The sequence below is a fragment of the Ohtaekwangia koreensis genome (genome assembly GCF_900167975.1).
GTDB classification, from domain to species: Bacteria; Bacteroidota; Bacteroidia; order Cytophagales; family Cyclobacteriaceae; genus Ohtaekwangia; species Ohtaekwangia koreensis.
In genome coordinates, this window is record NZ_FUZU01000001.1 from 2736526 (window position 1) to 2754001 (window position 17476).

Consider the following 17476-nt stretch of genomic DNA (forward strand, 5'->3'; position numbering starts at 1 on the left):
ACATTTTGAAACACAATGTAGTCTACGATGCGACTTAACAGTAAGCAAGTGAAGATATTTAAACACGATTTAAACTTGTTTAACAAATGAAGTTTTTGCCCGGAAGAAGCTGCAAAGTATATTTTCTCTGTTTTTTTACCTTCATGGTAGGAGCCCTATTTGGCCAAAGCGAACAGTTTAGATTCAAACAAATTGATTTAAAGGATGGCCTATCGCACCCAGACGTATGGACAATATTTAAAGACAGTCGCGGCTTTGTGTGGATTGGCACTGCCGATGGTCTAAATCGTTTTGATGGCTATGCAATAAAATCTTTTATCAATGATCCTCTTGATACAACCTCTCTTCCGGGTGATGGCGTGTACAAGATTTTTGAAACCCCTGATCGGAGATTGTTGATTCTCACTACCGCTGGTTTCACACTTTATGATCCAGAAAATGAGACGTTTGAACGACACTTGGATTCTTTCTTTAAAAAGTACAGGATATCTGAGCGTCTTTATAATATCATAAAAGATAGCGATGGTTTCTACTGGTTTGTGCAACCAGATAAATTAGTGAGATATCACCCCAAACAAGATGGATACATCGTCATTGAAAACATCGCCGCTGATCCATTGTCTATAGTTAAAGATGAAATTACAGGCTTCTGCGTTGATAAAAACAGAAATTATTGGTTAATACACGCTAATGGCATAATTGAGAGAATAGAAATCCATAATCAACAAGGAGTAGTGGCCGAAAGAGTTGAGACTCTTCAGGATGTGGATAGGGCAGTGAATAATTATCAAATTACTGCTGACACTGAAGGGGATCTATGGATTTCTGCACCTGGGGCAACAAATCGTGTCTTTGTCTATGATGTCGAACAAAAAAAGTTGACTGGGCGAGGTATAGTTTCACAACTCAATGCAAAATTCGTATCGGGGCAAACGGTGGCTGACAACGACCTGATCTGGGTTGGAACAGACCACGGAGGAATCAATATTTTAGATAAGCGGACAGCATCTATTAAAAACCTCTTTCATGTTGACGGCGACCACCTGAGTCTTGCATCGAATGCAATAACCTGTCTGTACAAGGATGACCAAGGAATTGTTTGGATCGGTACCTATAAGCGTGGGGTGAGTTACTACCATCCCAATATTTACCAGTTCGATATATACAAGCACAATGGAACCGATCCGCACAGCTTACCTTTCGAGGATATTAACAGTTTTGAAGAAGATAAAAAGGGAAACCTCTGGATCGGAACGAACGGAGGGGGACTCTTGTATTTCGATCGACACAAGGGGACATTTAAACAATATCTCAACGTACCCGGAAATCAAAACAGCCTCAGCGGAAATGTCGTCGTAAGTTTATGCCTGGACACGGATGATAACCTGTGGATCGGAACATACAAGAATGGACTTAATAAATTCGATGGCAAAAATTTCACTCGCTTCACCAGTACTCAAGGTGACACTACATCGCTTCCTAGCATGGATGTTTGGGAGATTTTCCAGGACTCGCAAGAACGCATTTGGATTGGAACCACCGATGCCGGTGCCGCGCTGTTTGATAAAAAAACAGGAAAATTTCACCGGCTAAAACTATGGGGCACCAATGCGTTGCAATCACCAACTATCGAGGCAATATGTGAGGATCGGCATGGTAATATATGGTTTGGCACGTTTGGAGGAATCGATGTTTTGTCAGCGAACGACAAAACGTTTAGACATTTTGGATATTCGGCTAAGCCGAATTGCCTTAGTAGTAACACTATTTTTGATATAATGAAGGATTCCAAGGGACGCTTGTGGATCGGGACTGCTAGAGGTTTAAACATTTTCGATGAGTCAATTAATGGCTTTATCGACTTTCAAGAAAACAGTATAAAAAGCACAGTTGTACAAATACAGGAAGACAATATTGGCGATATTTGGATTAGCACGTTGAATGGGCTTTCAAAAATTACACTCGCTGCAGGCTCGTTACATGGCGCGTCATTGAAGCGCTATAATGAGTTGGATGGACTGCAGGGCAGGCAGTTTAATTCCAATGCGGGTTTCAAAACCAAAAACGGGGAGCTCCTTTTCGGCGGTCCTACTGGCTTTAATATTTTGGGGCGCAAGCAGCACGGCAAGGACCTTCCAATAGAGAAAGTCATTTTTTCAGAACTTGAGCTTTACGAAAAGCGTGTTGACATAGGCGAAAAAATCGATGGCTTGGTTATTTTAAAAAAATCGATCTCGGAAACTGACCAGATTACTCTTCCTCCCAATAAGAATTTCTTTTCGTTGAAGTTATCCTCATTAAACTACCTCAACCCCGAGCGTGACCATTATATATATCAGCTTGAAGGATTAAATGAAGATTGGTTGCCTGTGGATTCAAACAGTCACGAGATCGTATTTAATGGCTTAAATCCAGGTAGATACTTATTACGCGTTCGGGCATCAAATGGAGACGGGGTGCCCAGTAAAAATGATGCGATTTTAGCAATCATTATTCAACCTCCGTTTTGGAAAAGCAGAGGTGCCTTTTTACTCTACGGATTGTTTGTAATCGTTGTCCTTTTCTTTACACGAAAAGCTATTCAACACCGTGAGAAAATGAAATTTTCTATCGAACAGGAACGCTCTGAAATGCAAAGATTGCATGAACTTGACATGCTAAAAGTGAAATTTTTTACCAACGTAAGTCACGAGTTTAGGACACCACTGACGCTTATCCTTACACCGATGGAGAAGCTGATTAAAAAAGCGAAGGATCCAGAGCAATTAACGCAATTTCAACTGGTTCTTCGAAATGGAAAGCGTCTAATGAATTTAGTAAATCAATTGTTGGATTTTAAAAAATTAGAAGTCCACGAAATACCGTTTAGGCCGAGTAAAGGCGATGTTATTGCCTTTATCAGGGACACCGTATTTTCATTTTCCGATCTCGCAGAAAAGAAAAACATCAATCTTTCATTTGATAGTGTTGTCAATTCTCATCAAGTACTTTTTGACCATGATAAACTTGAAAAGATTTTATTTAATCTTCTCAGTAATGCCTTCAAGTTTACACTTGAAAATGGTGGCGTTTCTGTAAGGGTCGATTTACTATTGGAAGCAAGTGAACAACTGCTGCGCATTGATGTAAGCGATACGGGGATAGGTATACCAGCCGACAAACTTGACAAGATCTTTGAACCATTTTTTCAAACAGATATTCCGAAAAGTGTCCTAAACCAAGGCAGTGGAATTGGTCTGGCGATCACCAAGGAATTCGTGAAAATACACGGTGGAAGCATCCAAGTGAAAAGTGAGGTAGGTGTCGGAAGCTCTTTCAAGGTGATGTTGCCTCTGCGAGAATCGCAGGACACGCTTGATCAAATTGAAGACGCTGCTATGCCGGATTTGCAATACCGGGAAGCGAGCGAGTCAAGCTACATGGATGAGATAAGTTCGGAGAAGCTGTCTGGTAAAACAGAAAAGAAGTCGTTGCTTCTTATTGACGACAATGATGATTTTCGCTTTTATCTAAGAGATAATTTAAAATTCCTCTACACAATACATGAAGCAGCCAATGGTAGCGATGGTTTAGATTGTATATTATCACTTCAACCCGATTTAATTGTAAGTGATATCGCCATGCCTTACATGGATGGCATTGAATTGTGTACCAAGGTTAAATCGGACGAAAGGGTGTCTCACATTCCGGTAATCCTTCTTACCGCCAGATCTAACGAAGAACAACGCATCGAAGGATTGAAAGCGGGCGCAGACGATTATATTACTAAACCATTCAATTTTGAAGTACTTGAGGCACGGATTAACAATCTGTTGCACCAACGCGAGAAATTTCAAAGAGCATTTCGTAAAACATTGGATATCAAGTCAAGTGAACTTCAAATAACTCCGTTGGATGTCAAATTCATTGAAAAGGCTGTTAAAATTGTTGAGGCAAACATATCCTCTCCTTCCTTCTCTATTCAAGAGCTTGGGATGGAACTCGGAATTAGCAGGGCATATGTTTTTAAGAAAATTCAGGCTTTAAGTGGAAAAACACCACTCGAGTTTATTAGAACAATTCGATTGCAACATGCCGCGCAATTACTTGAACGAAGTCAGCTAACCGTGCGGGAAGTAGGCTACAGTGTTGGTTTTAATACTCCTAAATATTTTACCAAGTACTTTAAAGAACAATACGGAGTGTTGCCATCAGAATACCTCGCGTTAAAAAAGAAAGGTCACGAAGATCCTGAGATTGGGTAATGTGAGGTAATGGTCCATCTTTCTAGATTTATACGTACAGCACTGATCATTTAGATTTTTGATCTCACCTGGCAATCGGAGTGGAGTTAATTTTGAGCTTCCTTATTGTCATGAAACGTTATTCCAGGAAGTACTTAAAATGGGTCACATTAACCGAAGTGTTGCTTTTAACTTTCGCGCTGTTGAGCGTGTTGGCGTTTCTTTATCTATGTCTGTACCTGTAGACACTTTGTCATCCATAAGGATTCACCTCTAAGGTTTCCCTGAGTTTTAACTCCCGTTTTTTAGAATCCACAAAACTCATTTTTTGCGTTTAATTTCCTGGACAAATCGTCTGAAACTAGATCAAACGTCTTGAATGAGTTGACAAAAAATAGCAGTCTTAATTATCAGACTCGTTGGGCTCATCAATTGGACCACCCGTAATTTTTAACAAACCATATTTACTGCAAACGATTACAGTCGTTAAGAAGCGCGAATCGATTGCATCAGTATTATCAAGACGTTGTCGATCCTGCGCACGGGTAAATCGTCGATCCAAATTTCTAACCAAAACCAAACCTTATGAAAAAAAACCTTTACAGGTGGTTAGTTCTTGTTGCATGTTCAGCCCTGGTGTGCCAGACGGTGGCTGCCCAGCAGCAGAAGATCACAGGAATCGTAAAAGACATGCCGGGGTCTATTATGCCCGGAGTTAACGTATTCGTGAAAGGCACTTCCATCGGAACAACAACAGACTCGAATGGCGAGTTTGCCATCGAAGCCCAAACAGGACAAATTCTTACATTCTCTTTCATTGGCTACAAGAGTCACGAGGTCACCGTAGGAGAACAGACACGCATTGAAGTATTTCTTAATGAAGACGTGGAGACCCTTAATGAAATAGTGGTAATTGGCTACGGCGAAGTACAAAGAAAAGATCTTACAGGCTCCATATCTTCTGTTAAAGGTGAAGACCTACGAAAGACGAATGCTACCACCCTGGAGCAGGCGCTGCAGGGTAGAGTACCCGGGATGGTGATACAGCAAGTCTCCGGACAGCCCGGTGGTGGTGTTTCTGTTCAGATTCGCGGGATAACCTCTTTGAGCGGAGCTTCTCCACTGTATGTAATAGATGGTGTAAAAATCAATTCTCCTAATAGTGGCATGGCCGGCACCACAGATGGCGGCATGAACCCATTAGCCGGTATTAATGCTTCGGAAATTGAGTCTATTGAAGTGTTAAAAGATGCTTCCGCGACAGCAATTTACGGTGCCGCAGCAACCGATGGTGTTATTTTAATTACTACCAAAAGAGGAAAGCAGCAATCGCCAACCGTTGAATATCGGACTTATACAGGGGTTCAACAACTCTTGCAGAGACTTCCGGTCATGAATTTACGCGAGCATGCAACCTTCATGAACGCAAGGGCAGCGGAGCCGACCTGGAATTTTGATGCAAGGCCTGAATTTCAGAATCCCCAGTATTTAGGTGAAGGAACTGACTGGCAGGACGCGCTATTTAAAACTTCACGGGTAAGCGAACATTCAATTTCCCTCAGTGGTGGAGATGAAAAAACGCGTTACTATTTATCAGGAACATATTATCAAAACGATGGAATTGCTTTCGGATCTAAGTTTAACAGGACGTCTGTTCGTTTAAACCTGGACAACAAAACCACCAAATGGTTGAAACTCGGTACCAGTATCCAGTTTGTAAATATTGATGAAAAGGTTAGCTCCACAACTTCCGGAGTAATTGGGAAGGCTCTCTCCATGACCCCTGATATTGCTGTACAGAATACTGACGGCTCATGGGGAGGGGCGCACAATGACGACCCTTGGGTACCGAGAACGGAAAACCCCTATGCCCTTGCAATGATTAATAAGGATGAGGCCAACCGGAAGCAGGTCTATGCCAATGTCTATGCTGAAGTTAATATTGTCGAAGGTTTGGTCTTAAGAAATGTTGTTGGGGGGAATTTTTCCATCTATAACAGGGATAGGTTTAATCCGTCCTACGTAATGGGCAACCTTGTTAGGAGTGAAAGCGGTGCTTCCGCAGACTACAGTGATAATAATCACGTGGAAATGAGTACTACCGTTACCTACAACCGTTCATTTCTAGAGAAGTACAAATTGACCGCAATGGCGGGACATGAGTCGCAATTGGACCAAGGGAGAGGGTTAAGTGCATCCCGTCAGGGTTTTCCTACAAACACGGTTGAAACCATTAGCGGAGGTGATCCTGCAAAATCAACAAACGGAGGCACGAAAGGCCACAGCGCGATAGAGTCGTATTTTGGCCGTTTGGATTTTGGTTATAACGACCGATACCTGCTCACCGGTAATGCACGCTATGATGGCAATTCAATGTATGCTGAAGAAAATCGCTGGATATTGTCCTATTCCGGTGTTTTAGCATGGAAGATAAATAACGAGTCATTTTTTAAAAGCATCAACAACGTTGATGAATTGAAACTGCGTGTGAGTACCGGTTTGACCAACCGGGCGGGTGGTAGATCTTATTCTTATGCCAGTACGCTTAACACGGCCTCAGTGTCATCAAACTTGGGGGGCGTGGCTGTCGTGAACGATGAAATTGGAAACCCGGCTTTAAAATGGGAGCAAACCCACTATAATAATATCGGTCTTGATGCAGCCTTTTTTAATTCCAGGGTAAGTTTTTCGGTTGATTTTTACGAGCGCAAAACTGAGGATCTTGCCATGCAAATTACATTACCGCTGTATTCAGGAACAGGTCTTGGAACCTGGCCTCCCGGTTCATTACGAGCACCCTGGGTGAATATCGGTTCCATGAACAACAAAGGGTTCGATTTTAGAATAAGTTCAGACAACCTCCGCGGTAAAGCTCTTACCTGGACCACAGAACTTAACGTATCGCACAACAAGAATAAGATAATAAAATTAAATACAGAAGACGCCTCAATTCAAAAGACGTACAACAGAACTGTAGCCGGCAGGTCAATAGGAGATTTTTATGGCTATGTAGTGGAGGGCGTTTATGCAACTCCAACGGATTTTCTAGGTGATGAAGCAAATGGTGTCTTACCACATCCCCGGCCGGTGAAAAATAATGAACCGATTCCTTATGGAAATGCAGCTGGTAGTATTTGGTATGGCGACTTGAAATTTAAGGATATCAATGGAGATGAAATTATAGATGAAAGAGATCAACAATTTCTGGGATCGCCAATTCCGAAAGTCCAGTTAGGGTTGAATAACACTTTCATCTATAAAAACTTTGAATTAAATATATTTTTTAGCTCCAACATTGGTAACAAAGTATACAATGCAACGCGTAAAAACCACGAGGACCCACAAGGAAATAGCGCCTATTTTAAAGGCTTAAGTAATTATGCAAACCTTGCCTTAGTTGATCCTAACGGATCAGCTTCAGATGTTAATAATGTATATGTGACCAATCCCGATACCAAGATATCCGGGCTGAGGAATGATAAAACAAATGAAAACCAAAGAGTAACGGACCTATACGTTGAGGATGGTTCATTTGTAAAGTGTAAAAGCATTTCTCTAGGCTATAACCTTCCCCTCAATCTCATACGAAGAATACACTTGAAGACTTTAAAAGTGTATGCGACCGCCACAAACGTGTTTACGATAACTAAATATTCAGGTATGGATCCTGAAATTGGATCTTGGGATCCTCTCACCGCAGGTATTGATGATGGCTACTATCCTCAACCACGAATGATCACGTTTGGTTTAAACTTATCCCTATAGAGACTATGAAAACAAAATCTAAAATTATCTGCTTAGCGATCGCTATCTCTGGGTTTCTAATATCGTGTGGTGATTCGTTCTTAGACCGTCCTGCGTTGTCGTCTATTATGAGCAACAATTTTTATAAAACTTCCGATGATCTGAAGAAGGCTACTGCTGCGCTATACACTGGTGGGATATGGGGCCAATGGAGTTCTGAGTGCTATCTGCCATTAGGTGAAGTTTTGAGCGGCAACATGATACTGGGATATAATGGCGGTGCAACGCAACTCAATACCTTCTCACTCACCGGCTATAACAGCAATTTGGTTGCAGAATGGAGAACGATGTACAATTTAATTGCCCATGCCAACACTACCATCCATGCAATAGAAGAATTAGCGCAAAATGATATTCCGAAAGCGGATGTTAATGCTGCACTTGGAGAGGCAAAGTTTATGCGTGCTTATGCCTACTTCACCCTGACCAGACTATGGGGAGATGTTCCGATTATTGAGGACAACAGAGATTTGTTTGACAATCCTTTGGTTCACCTAAATCACGCCAGCGATGTCTATCAATTTGTGGCTAATGACCTGACGTTTGCACGGAAAAATTTGCCTGTAACGGGCGGAGGATGGGATAAGGGCAGGGTCACTACATGGTCAGCCCAAGGGTTGTTAGCGAAAGTGTATCTAACATGGGCAGGTTTGAATCACAGTGGCACGCGCGATCAGGCACTCCTTGACAGCGCAAAGCTATATGCAGGCAATGTTTGTGAACAAAGTGGATTATCACTGCTAGATGATTATGCCGCGGTGTTCGAATATAAAAATAGCGATAATGAAGAATCATTGTTTGCCCTTCAATGGCCAACGAATGGTGGAGGCTGGTACAATGGCAATATGCTCCAGCTTTATAGTGGCGCGTTAATCATAAATGGTAGTGGAGGATATTTTGGTATTGAAGCCACCTATGACATGTACCTTCAATACCTTGATCTTGATAATGACTCCACTGAAATTGACTCCCTGCGGCGCAAAGCTACCTTCATGTTAAGAGGTGAAAAGTACTCTGAATTAAACACGAATATCAGTTATGTTGAAGCAGGCATTACAAAGAATGGCCTTAAGTTCGGCGGCGACAGTGGTTTAAAGAAGCATATCATCGGTAACGAGAAAGACCTCAATTTGCCGCAAATGACCAATACTTCGTCCCCTGAACATACGATACTGCTAAGGCTTGCTGATATATACTTGATTTATGTCGAAGCAGTTCTGGGTAACAATGGAACAACCTCCGATGCACAGGCATTAGGGTATTTTAATCAGATAAGAAAAAGGGCAGGTCTTGATGAGGTTAGCTCCATTGATGCTGATGCATTGTTCAAAGAAAGACGAGTTGAACTGGCAGGTGAAGGTGAATACTGGTTTGACATTGTCAGACTTTCAAATTACAATCCGGTAAAAGCTTTAGGCCTTCTTAATTGTGAAGATTGCCGTTCTAAAATCAGCGTTGATGGTGAAACGGGTAAAGTAACTCCTGGAGGTACTTATGAGGCAATCACACCGGCAACAGCCAATACCTTTAAGTTGCCTATACCGTCTGATGAGATAACTGCCAATCCTTATTTGTTGCAACCTGCTGTACCCTACTCATTCTAAAGACATAAAATATATGAGAAATAAATCTAATAAAAGAATCTACCATTTTCTGCTGTTCAGCACGATGGCAGCTGTCTTATTGCTGGGTTGTGGACCCGATGATGATATGAACCCACCTATTATCACGGAGGTCCGAAATTATGCTGCTTCTCCCAACGATACTGTTGTACAAGCCCTGGAAACCAGCCAGTGGGTTGTCTTGACCGGGAGAAATTTAGACAACGTGGTTGCTGCTTTTTTTGGGGGGACTCAGGCTACAATCAATTCGGCTTTGGTTACGGGTCAAAATATGATTATACAAGTGCCCTCTATTCCATTTCAATCCGTGCCACGCAACAGGGTTAATGAAATAATGTTGGTTAACAAGAACGGCGTGGTGACTACTTATAGCATTAACATTAAAGGAGCCCCTTTAATTTCTGAAGTCAGAAACTACGCAGCCCCTCCGAATGACACGATTGTAAATGTTATCAAGCCAGGTCAACAGATTAATCTGATCGGTTATAATCTTAAAGATGCAACTGCGATAACCTTTCAAGGCGTCAATGCTGACCTAGCCAATGTTATATACACCGATACAAGTGCTATCGTACAGTTACCGGATGATTTTTCGGCGAGTAATCTTGTGCTGAAAGATAAAATCAGTTTCACAACAAGTATCGGGTCCACAACTTTTTCAATAAAGATTAAAGTTCCCGTAGTAGTTGGTCCGCTTGCGCAACTACTCACTGGTGGAGTTGGGCCAGGGAAAGCATGGGTGTATGGTGCCTCATCATCGTTCAAAGGTCCTTTGTTTTGGGGAGGTGTTGATTTAGGCTGGAATAGAGTATGTACAAAACCGAATGGAAGTTGTGCTTACGATGAGTGGACGTGGCAGTCGTGGATGGGTCCCGGAGATCCCGCGACTACTGACTTTGGCTCCATGACCTTTACTGTAAGCGATGAGGGTACATTTGTCACAGTAGATCAAAAGGTAATAAGCACCAAAGGAGTATATGACGGAAGTTATGCTCTGGATGAAAGTGCCAAGACTATAATTTTTATTGGTGTGGATCCACTTAGAATGGGTTGGAACGATGCCAAATATAGGGATGTAGCGCGCATCCTCATCCTTACGGATTCCACTATGCAATTGGCATTTAATCACGTCAATAAATCGGAATTCCAGATTTTCAACTTTATCAAGAAGTAGAATGACAGTAACCAGCATACGGCAATGCCTGCTTAATAAGCCTGGTAAGGAATAACATACATTTCACCATACTAAAAAAGAATTACAGCTATCGTACTAAAACCAAAGCTGTAATTCTTTACCACCAGAAATAATCTTAATTAAATCACAAATGAAGACTAAGTGTAGCATTCTTTTTCTATTCCTTCTTGTTGTAATTTTTTCTTGCCTCTCCTGCAAAAAGGATGATGTTGATCCGGAACTTTCTGTTTCTGAAAAGGCATTCTCCTTCAATGCCGAAGGTGATACCTCGGAGTTTACCATTACTAGTAATGATAGTTGGACGATCTCCAATCCGGCTCCCACATGGTTGCAATTAAGTCAGGTCAATGGCAACAGCGGGAGTGCCGTTATTAACATCATAGCTGGTATCAATGCTTCCGGCTCTACCAGGTCTGCAATTCTGAATGTTCATTCCGATAACGGTCAGGACAGACGCATTACTATTTCGCAGGCCGCTCAGTTTTTCCCAACCTACAACACATCTCCCAAGCCTCCCGATATGACAGGAATGAGTAGCACGGCATCAGAGCTTGCTGCCAAGATGAAACTCGGCTGGAACATTGGAAATACCTTTGAAGCGCCCGGGGGAGAAACAGGCTGGGGTAGCCCTGTGATTACCGAAGACTACATAAAATTTGTAAAACAGTGCGGATTCAATGCCATCAGAATTCCTTGTGCCTGGGATTGGCATCACGTAGACAATAAAGCAACCGCAAAAATCAATCAGGACTGGATGAACCGTGTCAAAGAAGTGGTGGGATACTGCGTAAAAAACGATGTGTATGTTTTACTAAATATACATTGGGATGGAGGCTGGCTGGATCATAACATTAACAGCATAAAAAAGGATTCTATAAACGCCAAGCAGAAAGCTTACTGGGAGCAAATTGCCACGGCCATGCGTGATTTTGATGAACACCTGATGTTTGCCAGTGCCAACGAACCTCCGGTAGATGATGGTAACCTGGAGCAAATGGCTATTCTTATTAGCTATCATCAGACGTTTATTAATGCCGTTCGTTCTACAGGTGGAAAGAATACCTATCGCGTTCTGGTTGTTCAAGGACCGAGTACTGATATCCTAAAAACATACGACCTCATGAATACTTTGCCGGTTGATAAAATTGAAGGCAGAATGATGGTTGAAATTCATAACTACACACCGTTTCAATTCACATTGTTAGATGGTGACGCCAGTTGGGGTGACATGTTTTACTACTGGGGTAGTGACTACCACTCTACGATTGAACCTGATCGCAATGCTACATGGGGAGAAGAGGCTGAGCAAATTTCATATTTTCAGAAGATGAAGGAAAAGTTCGTTGACAAAGGTATTCCTGTAGTGATGGGTGAGTATGCAGCTTATAATCGTGGTGGCAGTAGCCACGTTCCTAAAGACATGGACAAGCACAGCAGTTCCGTAAAGCATTGGACTACATTTGTTACCAAGGAGGCCATCGCCCACGGCGTTATACCATTCTGGTGGGATACCGGAGGTGTGTTGGATCGGGCAAATCTGACGATAAAGGATCAGGCAACGATTGATGCACTTAACGCGGGGGCTGAAAAATGATCTTCATAAAATCGCTTTCCGGAAAGATAGAGGCCTTGACCTCAAACAAGAGCTACGGCACAGGTACTCTTCTGATAATACTCTTGGTTATGGTCTTTCTTGCCGGCTGCAAGGAAGATGGTAATGATAATGCAGTGCCGGAGCTTTCAGTTTCTGTATCCGAGCTTACGATCCCTGCAGAGGGAAGTAAATCGGAAGTTACAATTACCTGTAACAATACGTGGCGAATTGGTAATCCTGCTTTAGGCTGGTTGCAGATCAGTCAGACGAGCGGAAGCAACGGTACAGCCTCCATTGAAGTATCAGCAGGCGTTAATAGTACTGGCAGCACACGTACAGCTATAGTGACTGTCGACTCGGATAACGGGCAAAGCAGACGGGTTAAAGTGTCTCAGGCGGCTCAACTTTATCCATCTTATAACACATCACCAATTGAGCCCGATGCGACAGGCATGGGAAGTACTGCAATGGAGATAAATGCAGGTATTAAATTGGGAATAAATATCTGGAATACTATGGAAACTCCTTATGGAGAAACTGGTTGGGGAAATCCTTTGATAACACAAAATCTAATAGATGTGCTTAAAGAGGGAGGGTTTAATGCTATAAGAATTCCTTGTCAATATTGGGTCTCGCATGCAAATAAAGAAACTGGAAAAATTGATGATTCTTGGTTAGACAGGTTAAAAGAAGTAGTACAATATTGTGTTAATGATGATATGTATGTACTGGTAAATGATCACCATGATGGCTTTATGGATTGTAAAGCTACTGGTGCAAAATTAGATAGTATAAAAGCTATTCAAAGGGTTATATGGGAACAGGTAGCTACTAAATTGCGTGATTTTGATGAAAAAGTAATGTTTGCAAGTTCCAATGAACCTGATGCTAAAACATTAGTAGAAGTTACCAATTTGCATGATTTTCACCAAATATTTATCGATGCTGTTCGCTCTACCGGAGGGAAAAATGCTTACCGTACTTTAGTTATTCAAGCTCCAAACACATCACTTGATTTAGCCACTTTCTTTTCTGTTGGTGCAAACCCTGGTTTGCCTGTCGATAAGGTTCCTGATAAATTGATGCTTGAATTTCACTATTATACCCCGTCAAATTTTTGTATTTTAACAGGTGATGCCAGTTGGGGAAAAGAGTGGCGTTATTGGGGTGCTAACCTTAAATCAACTACCGATCCAGAACATAATTCAACTGCTTACGAAGAGGATTATATGGAAAGCACCTTTCAATTAGCTAAGGAAAGATTTGTAGATAATGGTATTCCTTTATTGATGGGTGAGTTTGGTACAGAAAACCATTCTGCTAATTGTCCAACCCCAGCAGATTCAATATTGTCTTTAAACTCAAGAGCACATTTCCTTGGACATGCTGTAAGAACTGCCCGTGCCAATAAAATATCCCCGTTTCTTTGGGCTGGTGTAATAGACAGAGGAACCGAAACATTGGATAACCAAAGGGATTTAGATTCACTACGTGTCGGAGCTGGATTACCATTAATGGATTGGGATGATTAACGCGCCATGGATGCGCTGAGAGCCCGTGGTGAATAGTGGCTGATCTGGTTGCTTATCTAATGTTGGGCTTACGGATATCTAACATTAGATAAGGTACTGTTTATATGTGTATCATATGTCAATGGTTAGCATTGGTATTTACCTCTGATCCCAGAGGTATGAAGAAATCTCTGTTGACCACTGGGTAAATTTGTGACCAAGGAGGCGAAGACGCGCGGTATTGTACCATTTTGGTGGATACAGGTGGTGTGCTGGATCGGGCAAATCTGACGACGATAAAGGATCAGGCTACGATTGATGCAATTCATGCGGCAGTTGAGTAAATGATCGACATGAATCACTGCAAAGAAAGATCCCTTGCCCTGAACGCAATGGTTCAGCGGAAAGGGAGATGGTAATGTCGATGCAGTGCCGGAGCTTTCTGTTTCTTTGGTCCAATCTCACGATTCTACCAAAGAGAATAATCAATGGCAGTGTAGATACAGTTGTCGAGCTAGACCCGGCTGACAACTGTATACTACATTAATTATGTATAGACCATGGTATATATATCATCCATGGTGTCGATAAGAATTATAGATATACCGAAGCAATATCATTTACATCATTGTGAGTGTATGTGTAGTTATTAATAGGGGCTCATCAACTCTGCAAAAAAAGCTTTTGATCTTTTCAGATTATCAAAGTACCTGCAATAAATCAAAAAAAGGCTTCTTGGTTTTCGTTCAAACCGAAAAAAAGAAAATGAACGGCTGGCTGTATATTTGTCTAGAGCGCCTCTTATTCTGAAGGATTTGATAGAAGATTTTTTAAACGATGATCAAGGGCAGAAATGCTCCTGTGCCGAAGCCTTCTCTTGCAGCACCAGGACAACTGCCAATCTATATCGTTAAATAATTCTGTCGGCGAACAATCCCCTCACTTCCGTTTCGCCCGCCTTGGCAAGCCCATGGACTGGTTTTGTCTGCTGAGCTTAGTGCGGTCATCTTCACCCCATCCTGTCCCCTGACAAAGCACTAGTGTCCTGTCAGGGGACAGGGCAAGGGGATGGGAGCAAAAATTTGATGCATTAGGTTAATGTTAATGCAGCCTTCTTATGAAAGTCAGTACCAGTCCTGTGTAGCGTAGGGCCTAGGAGCTTTTCCCGATCCACCCAGTGTGAGTATGTTTGAAATCATCCTTATATTTTAAACCCCAACCCAGCATGCGGTCCAGGGCGCTATGGCCAAACAGTACGCAGGCACTAAGCATACCTGCCTGGCTTGAGAGGGCTAATGCAGTAAGGCCGATTATAACCGCTACTCCCTTATGATGGGCCAGATTGTAAAGCCATGCACCAGCCTTTTTATTTACCATGTAGCCTGCCATGAACACATCTGGCAGAAATAGCAGCGCAAAAAACATCCACCAGATATACCCCAAGAGCAGACTTAAAACATAGGCCATTACCAGCTCGGCAGCTTCTTCAGCTTTCAGCAGCATTTTCATGTCCATAGGTCTATTTGAACCGGTAACCTATGTGTACAGTAGGAAAAAAGGTAACGGGCTGTTGCTTGTATTCTTTTTCAACGATGTCTATTTTCTCCTGGTAAACATCATAGCCAACACTTACCCACGGCATCAGGTAAAGGCCGGTGGGCTTTCCCATTTGATTTTTCCAGAAAAAGAAGCGATAGCCCACATCGGCGCCAATGCCTACCGCTTTACCCTTGTCGGTCGCCCCGGAGGCTTTATGTTTGATATCCATATTGGAGTACCCGGCGCTGATGCCAGTAAACCAGCCTTTGATTCCGCTAAAATGATAATGAGCCTTGATGCCGGCGCCGTTCATTTTTTCGCGAAAGCCTTTATTACCCGTAAACCCCTCGGGGGGCTCGATACCAAATATGCCCGCATCGAAGCTTAGCTTGTTAACCTGGTAGATGGCATGCAGCGAATATCCTTTTAAGGCATACGCGATTGGGTCTATTTCCAGGTGAAATGCTTTTTCAACATGGTAAGTCTCTTGCGCCCAAACACGGCTGCTGATAAGCATTAAAATAAAGATTGATTTTTTCATGACTTTCTGTTTTTAAATGTGACACAAAAGTGCCCGCCTCCCGTGTGGTTTTCGCCCTGATTGCGAAAGCCGGACGTGCAACTTCAGAAAGTCATACCTTATTTACGGAACGATATTATTTGCTGACGCGATATTGTGATGGAGTTAGGCTGGTGAATTTCTTAAATGCCGTGTTGAATGATGACTTTGAATTGAACCCACAATCGACTGCTACCCCAAAAATAGATAAATAGGCAAAAGCCGGGTCAGTAAGCCGCTTTTTCACCTCCTCGATGCGGTGACGGTTTATCAGGTCGAAAAACGACTCCTGGTATTTGCGGTTGATCAGCTCGGAGGCCAGGTACGGTACGATGTTCAGTTTTTTACTGAGTTGCGCCAGCGAAAGCTCGTTTTCAAGATAGACCTTATCGTGATCAAGCAACTTTTCGAGTCGCTTTGATAAATTCTGGTATTGTTCATCACTCAGGTGGAGTGTAATTCTGCCATTTTCATTGCCCGAATAGGCTGTAAAAGGCGTTTGATGCTCAATTTCCTGTGGCGCTTCAACCGGAACTAATTCGTTGACTTTTACCACCTGCTGACCCCAGCTTACATAAGCGAGTATGTAAATAAGAAGGCTGATACCCAGGCCGACAAGGTTGTTGGCCATGACCAGGTGAAATGGGATAAAAAAAACGGCAATAAAAATGACAATGGCTATGGCGCAGACCACCACATACAGCCTGAGGAGATCCTGACATTTGTGAAGGTTGATTTTTTCGATCTCAGAGAAATTCTTTTCCAGCACCTTGTCGAATCGTTTGATCAGCGCCAGACTTAACACCACATAAACCATAACATGTATAGTGCGAGCCACTTGTATGGCTAGCGCCAGTGCGCTTTGATTTTTATTGAGAAAGACTTTTTCGCCAAAAGCTATTTTCTCTTCCGCGCTCAACGTGTAGAAAGGGATGATCGAAACCACATAGAGCACAAAAGGTACCAGGTGAAAGTAAAAACGCTTCGGTGTTTCACCGCGCGTAAGAAGGTATATATATAGATATAGCAACGGACCCAGCAACAATCCCATGGGGTCACCGATGCGCATGAGGTGTGGAAATTGTTTGTAGTACCCAGATAACCCCAACACAGCGCCTAGTAACCCGATAGACATTACAAGCACCAGGAAACCCAGTGCACGGTATTCCCTGGATTCAGATCTCTTATTAAAAAGCAAATAGGAAAGAAAAATGCCCTGAATGGAAGCTGTAAAATTGATAATAGAAAGTAGTTGCATTGAGAATGTGCCTTCAAATTGCAATAATAAGAAAGGCTTTTTTCTTTACTAAGGTACCGACACTCTTGCCTGTCTTTTCTTTCTTGGCTTTGCAAGCTTGTACATCGTTCAGCTTATTGGTAAGAATTAATTACTAATACAATCTCATGATGAACTGTCTTCAGGAAGAAT

General features: G+C 42.4%; 9 protein-coding genes. 6 read left to right on the forward strand and 3 right to left on the reverse strand.

What is annotated here, in order from left to right:
- Positions 1–86: 86 nt before the first annotated feature.
- From B5Y40_RS10960 to B5Y40_RS10985, 6 genes are all read left to right on the forward strand, one after another.
- Positions 87–4244, forward strand: coding sequence for a hybrid sensor histidine kinase/response regulator transcription factor (locus B5Y40_RS10960; RefSeq protein WP_079686699.1), 4158 nt, complete (start codon positions 87–89; stop codon positions 4242–4244).
- 564 nt (positions 4245–4808) lie between these two features.
- Positions 4809–7988 carry a SusC/RagA family TonB-linked outer membrane protein gene (locus B5Y40_RS10965; protein ID WP_079686700.1) on the forward strand — a complete coding sequence of 1060 codons (3180 nt, stop codon included), beginning with the start codon at positions 4809–4811 and terminating at the stop codon, positions 7986–7988.
- 5 nt (positions 7989–7993) lie between these two features.
- The gene (locus tag B5Y40_RS10970; protein ID WP_079686701.1) at positions 7994–9631 is read left to right on the forward strand and encodes a RagB/SusD family nutrient uptake outer membrane protein; all 1638 of its coding nucleotides are present in this window, start codon (positions 7994–7996) and stop codon (positions 9629–9631) included.
- Positions 9632–9644: 13 nt separating this feature from the next.
- Positions 9645–10823 (forward strand): lipocalin family protein, encoded by a 1179-nt coding sequence (locus tag B5Y40_RS10975; protein ID WP_143785698.1) that lies wholly within the window; start codon positions 9645–9647, stop codon positions 10821–10823.
- A gap of 151 nt (positions 10824–10974) precedes the next feature.
- The gene (locus B5Y40_RS10980) at positions 10975–12438 is read left to right on the forward strand and encodes a cellulase family glycosylhydrolase (RefSeq protein WP_079686703.1); all 1464 of its coding nucleotides are present in this window, start codon (positions 10975–10977) and stop codon (positions 12436–12438) included.
- On the forward strand, positions 12435–13970 hold the full coding sequence (locus tag B5Y40_RS10985; RefSeq protein WP_079686704.1) for a cellulase family glycosylhydrolase: 1536 nt from the start codon (positions 12435–12437) through the stop codon (positions 13968–13970). The genes B5Y40_RS10980 and B5Y40_RS10985 overlap by 4 nt, the downstream gene beginning before the upstream one ends.
- A gap of 1131 nt (positions 13971–15101) precedes the next feature.
- On the opposite strand, the gene B5Y40_RS10990 is transcribed toward B5Y40_RS10985, so the two are convergent.
- The 3 genes from B5Y40_RS10990 to B5Y40_RS11000 all read right to left on the reverse strand — a co-directional run bounded on the left by B5Y40_RS10990 (position 15102) and on the right by B5Y40_RS11000 (position 17116).
- A complete protein-coding gene (locus tag B5Y40_RS10990) occupies positions 15102–15458 on the reverse strand; it encodes a DUF4260 domain-containing protein (RefSeq protein ID WP_079687166.1) in 357 nt (118 codons plus the stop codon).
- Positions 15459–15468: 10 nt separating this feature from the next.
- Complete coding sequence (locus tag B5Y40_RS10995) at positions 15469–16029, reverse strand: DUF3575 domain-containing protein (protein ID WP_143785699.1); 561 nt, start codon at positions 16027–16029, stop codon at positions 15469–15471.
- 115 nt (positions 16030–16144) lie between these two features.
- Positions 16145–17116 (reverse strand): helix-turn-helix domain-containing protein, encoded by a 972-nt coding sequence (locus B5Y40_RS11000; protein WP_159453658.1) that lies wholly within the window; start codon positions 17114–17116, stop codon positions 16145–16147.
- Between the last annotated feature and the right edge of the window lie 360 nt (positions 17117–17476).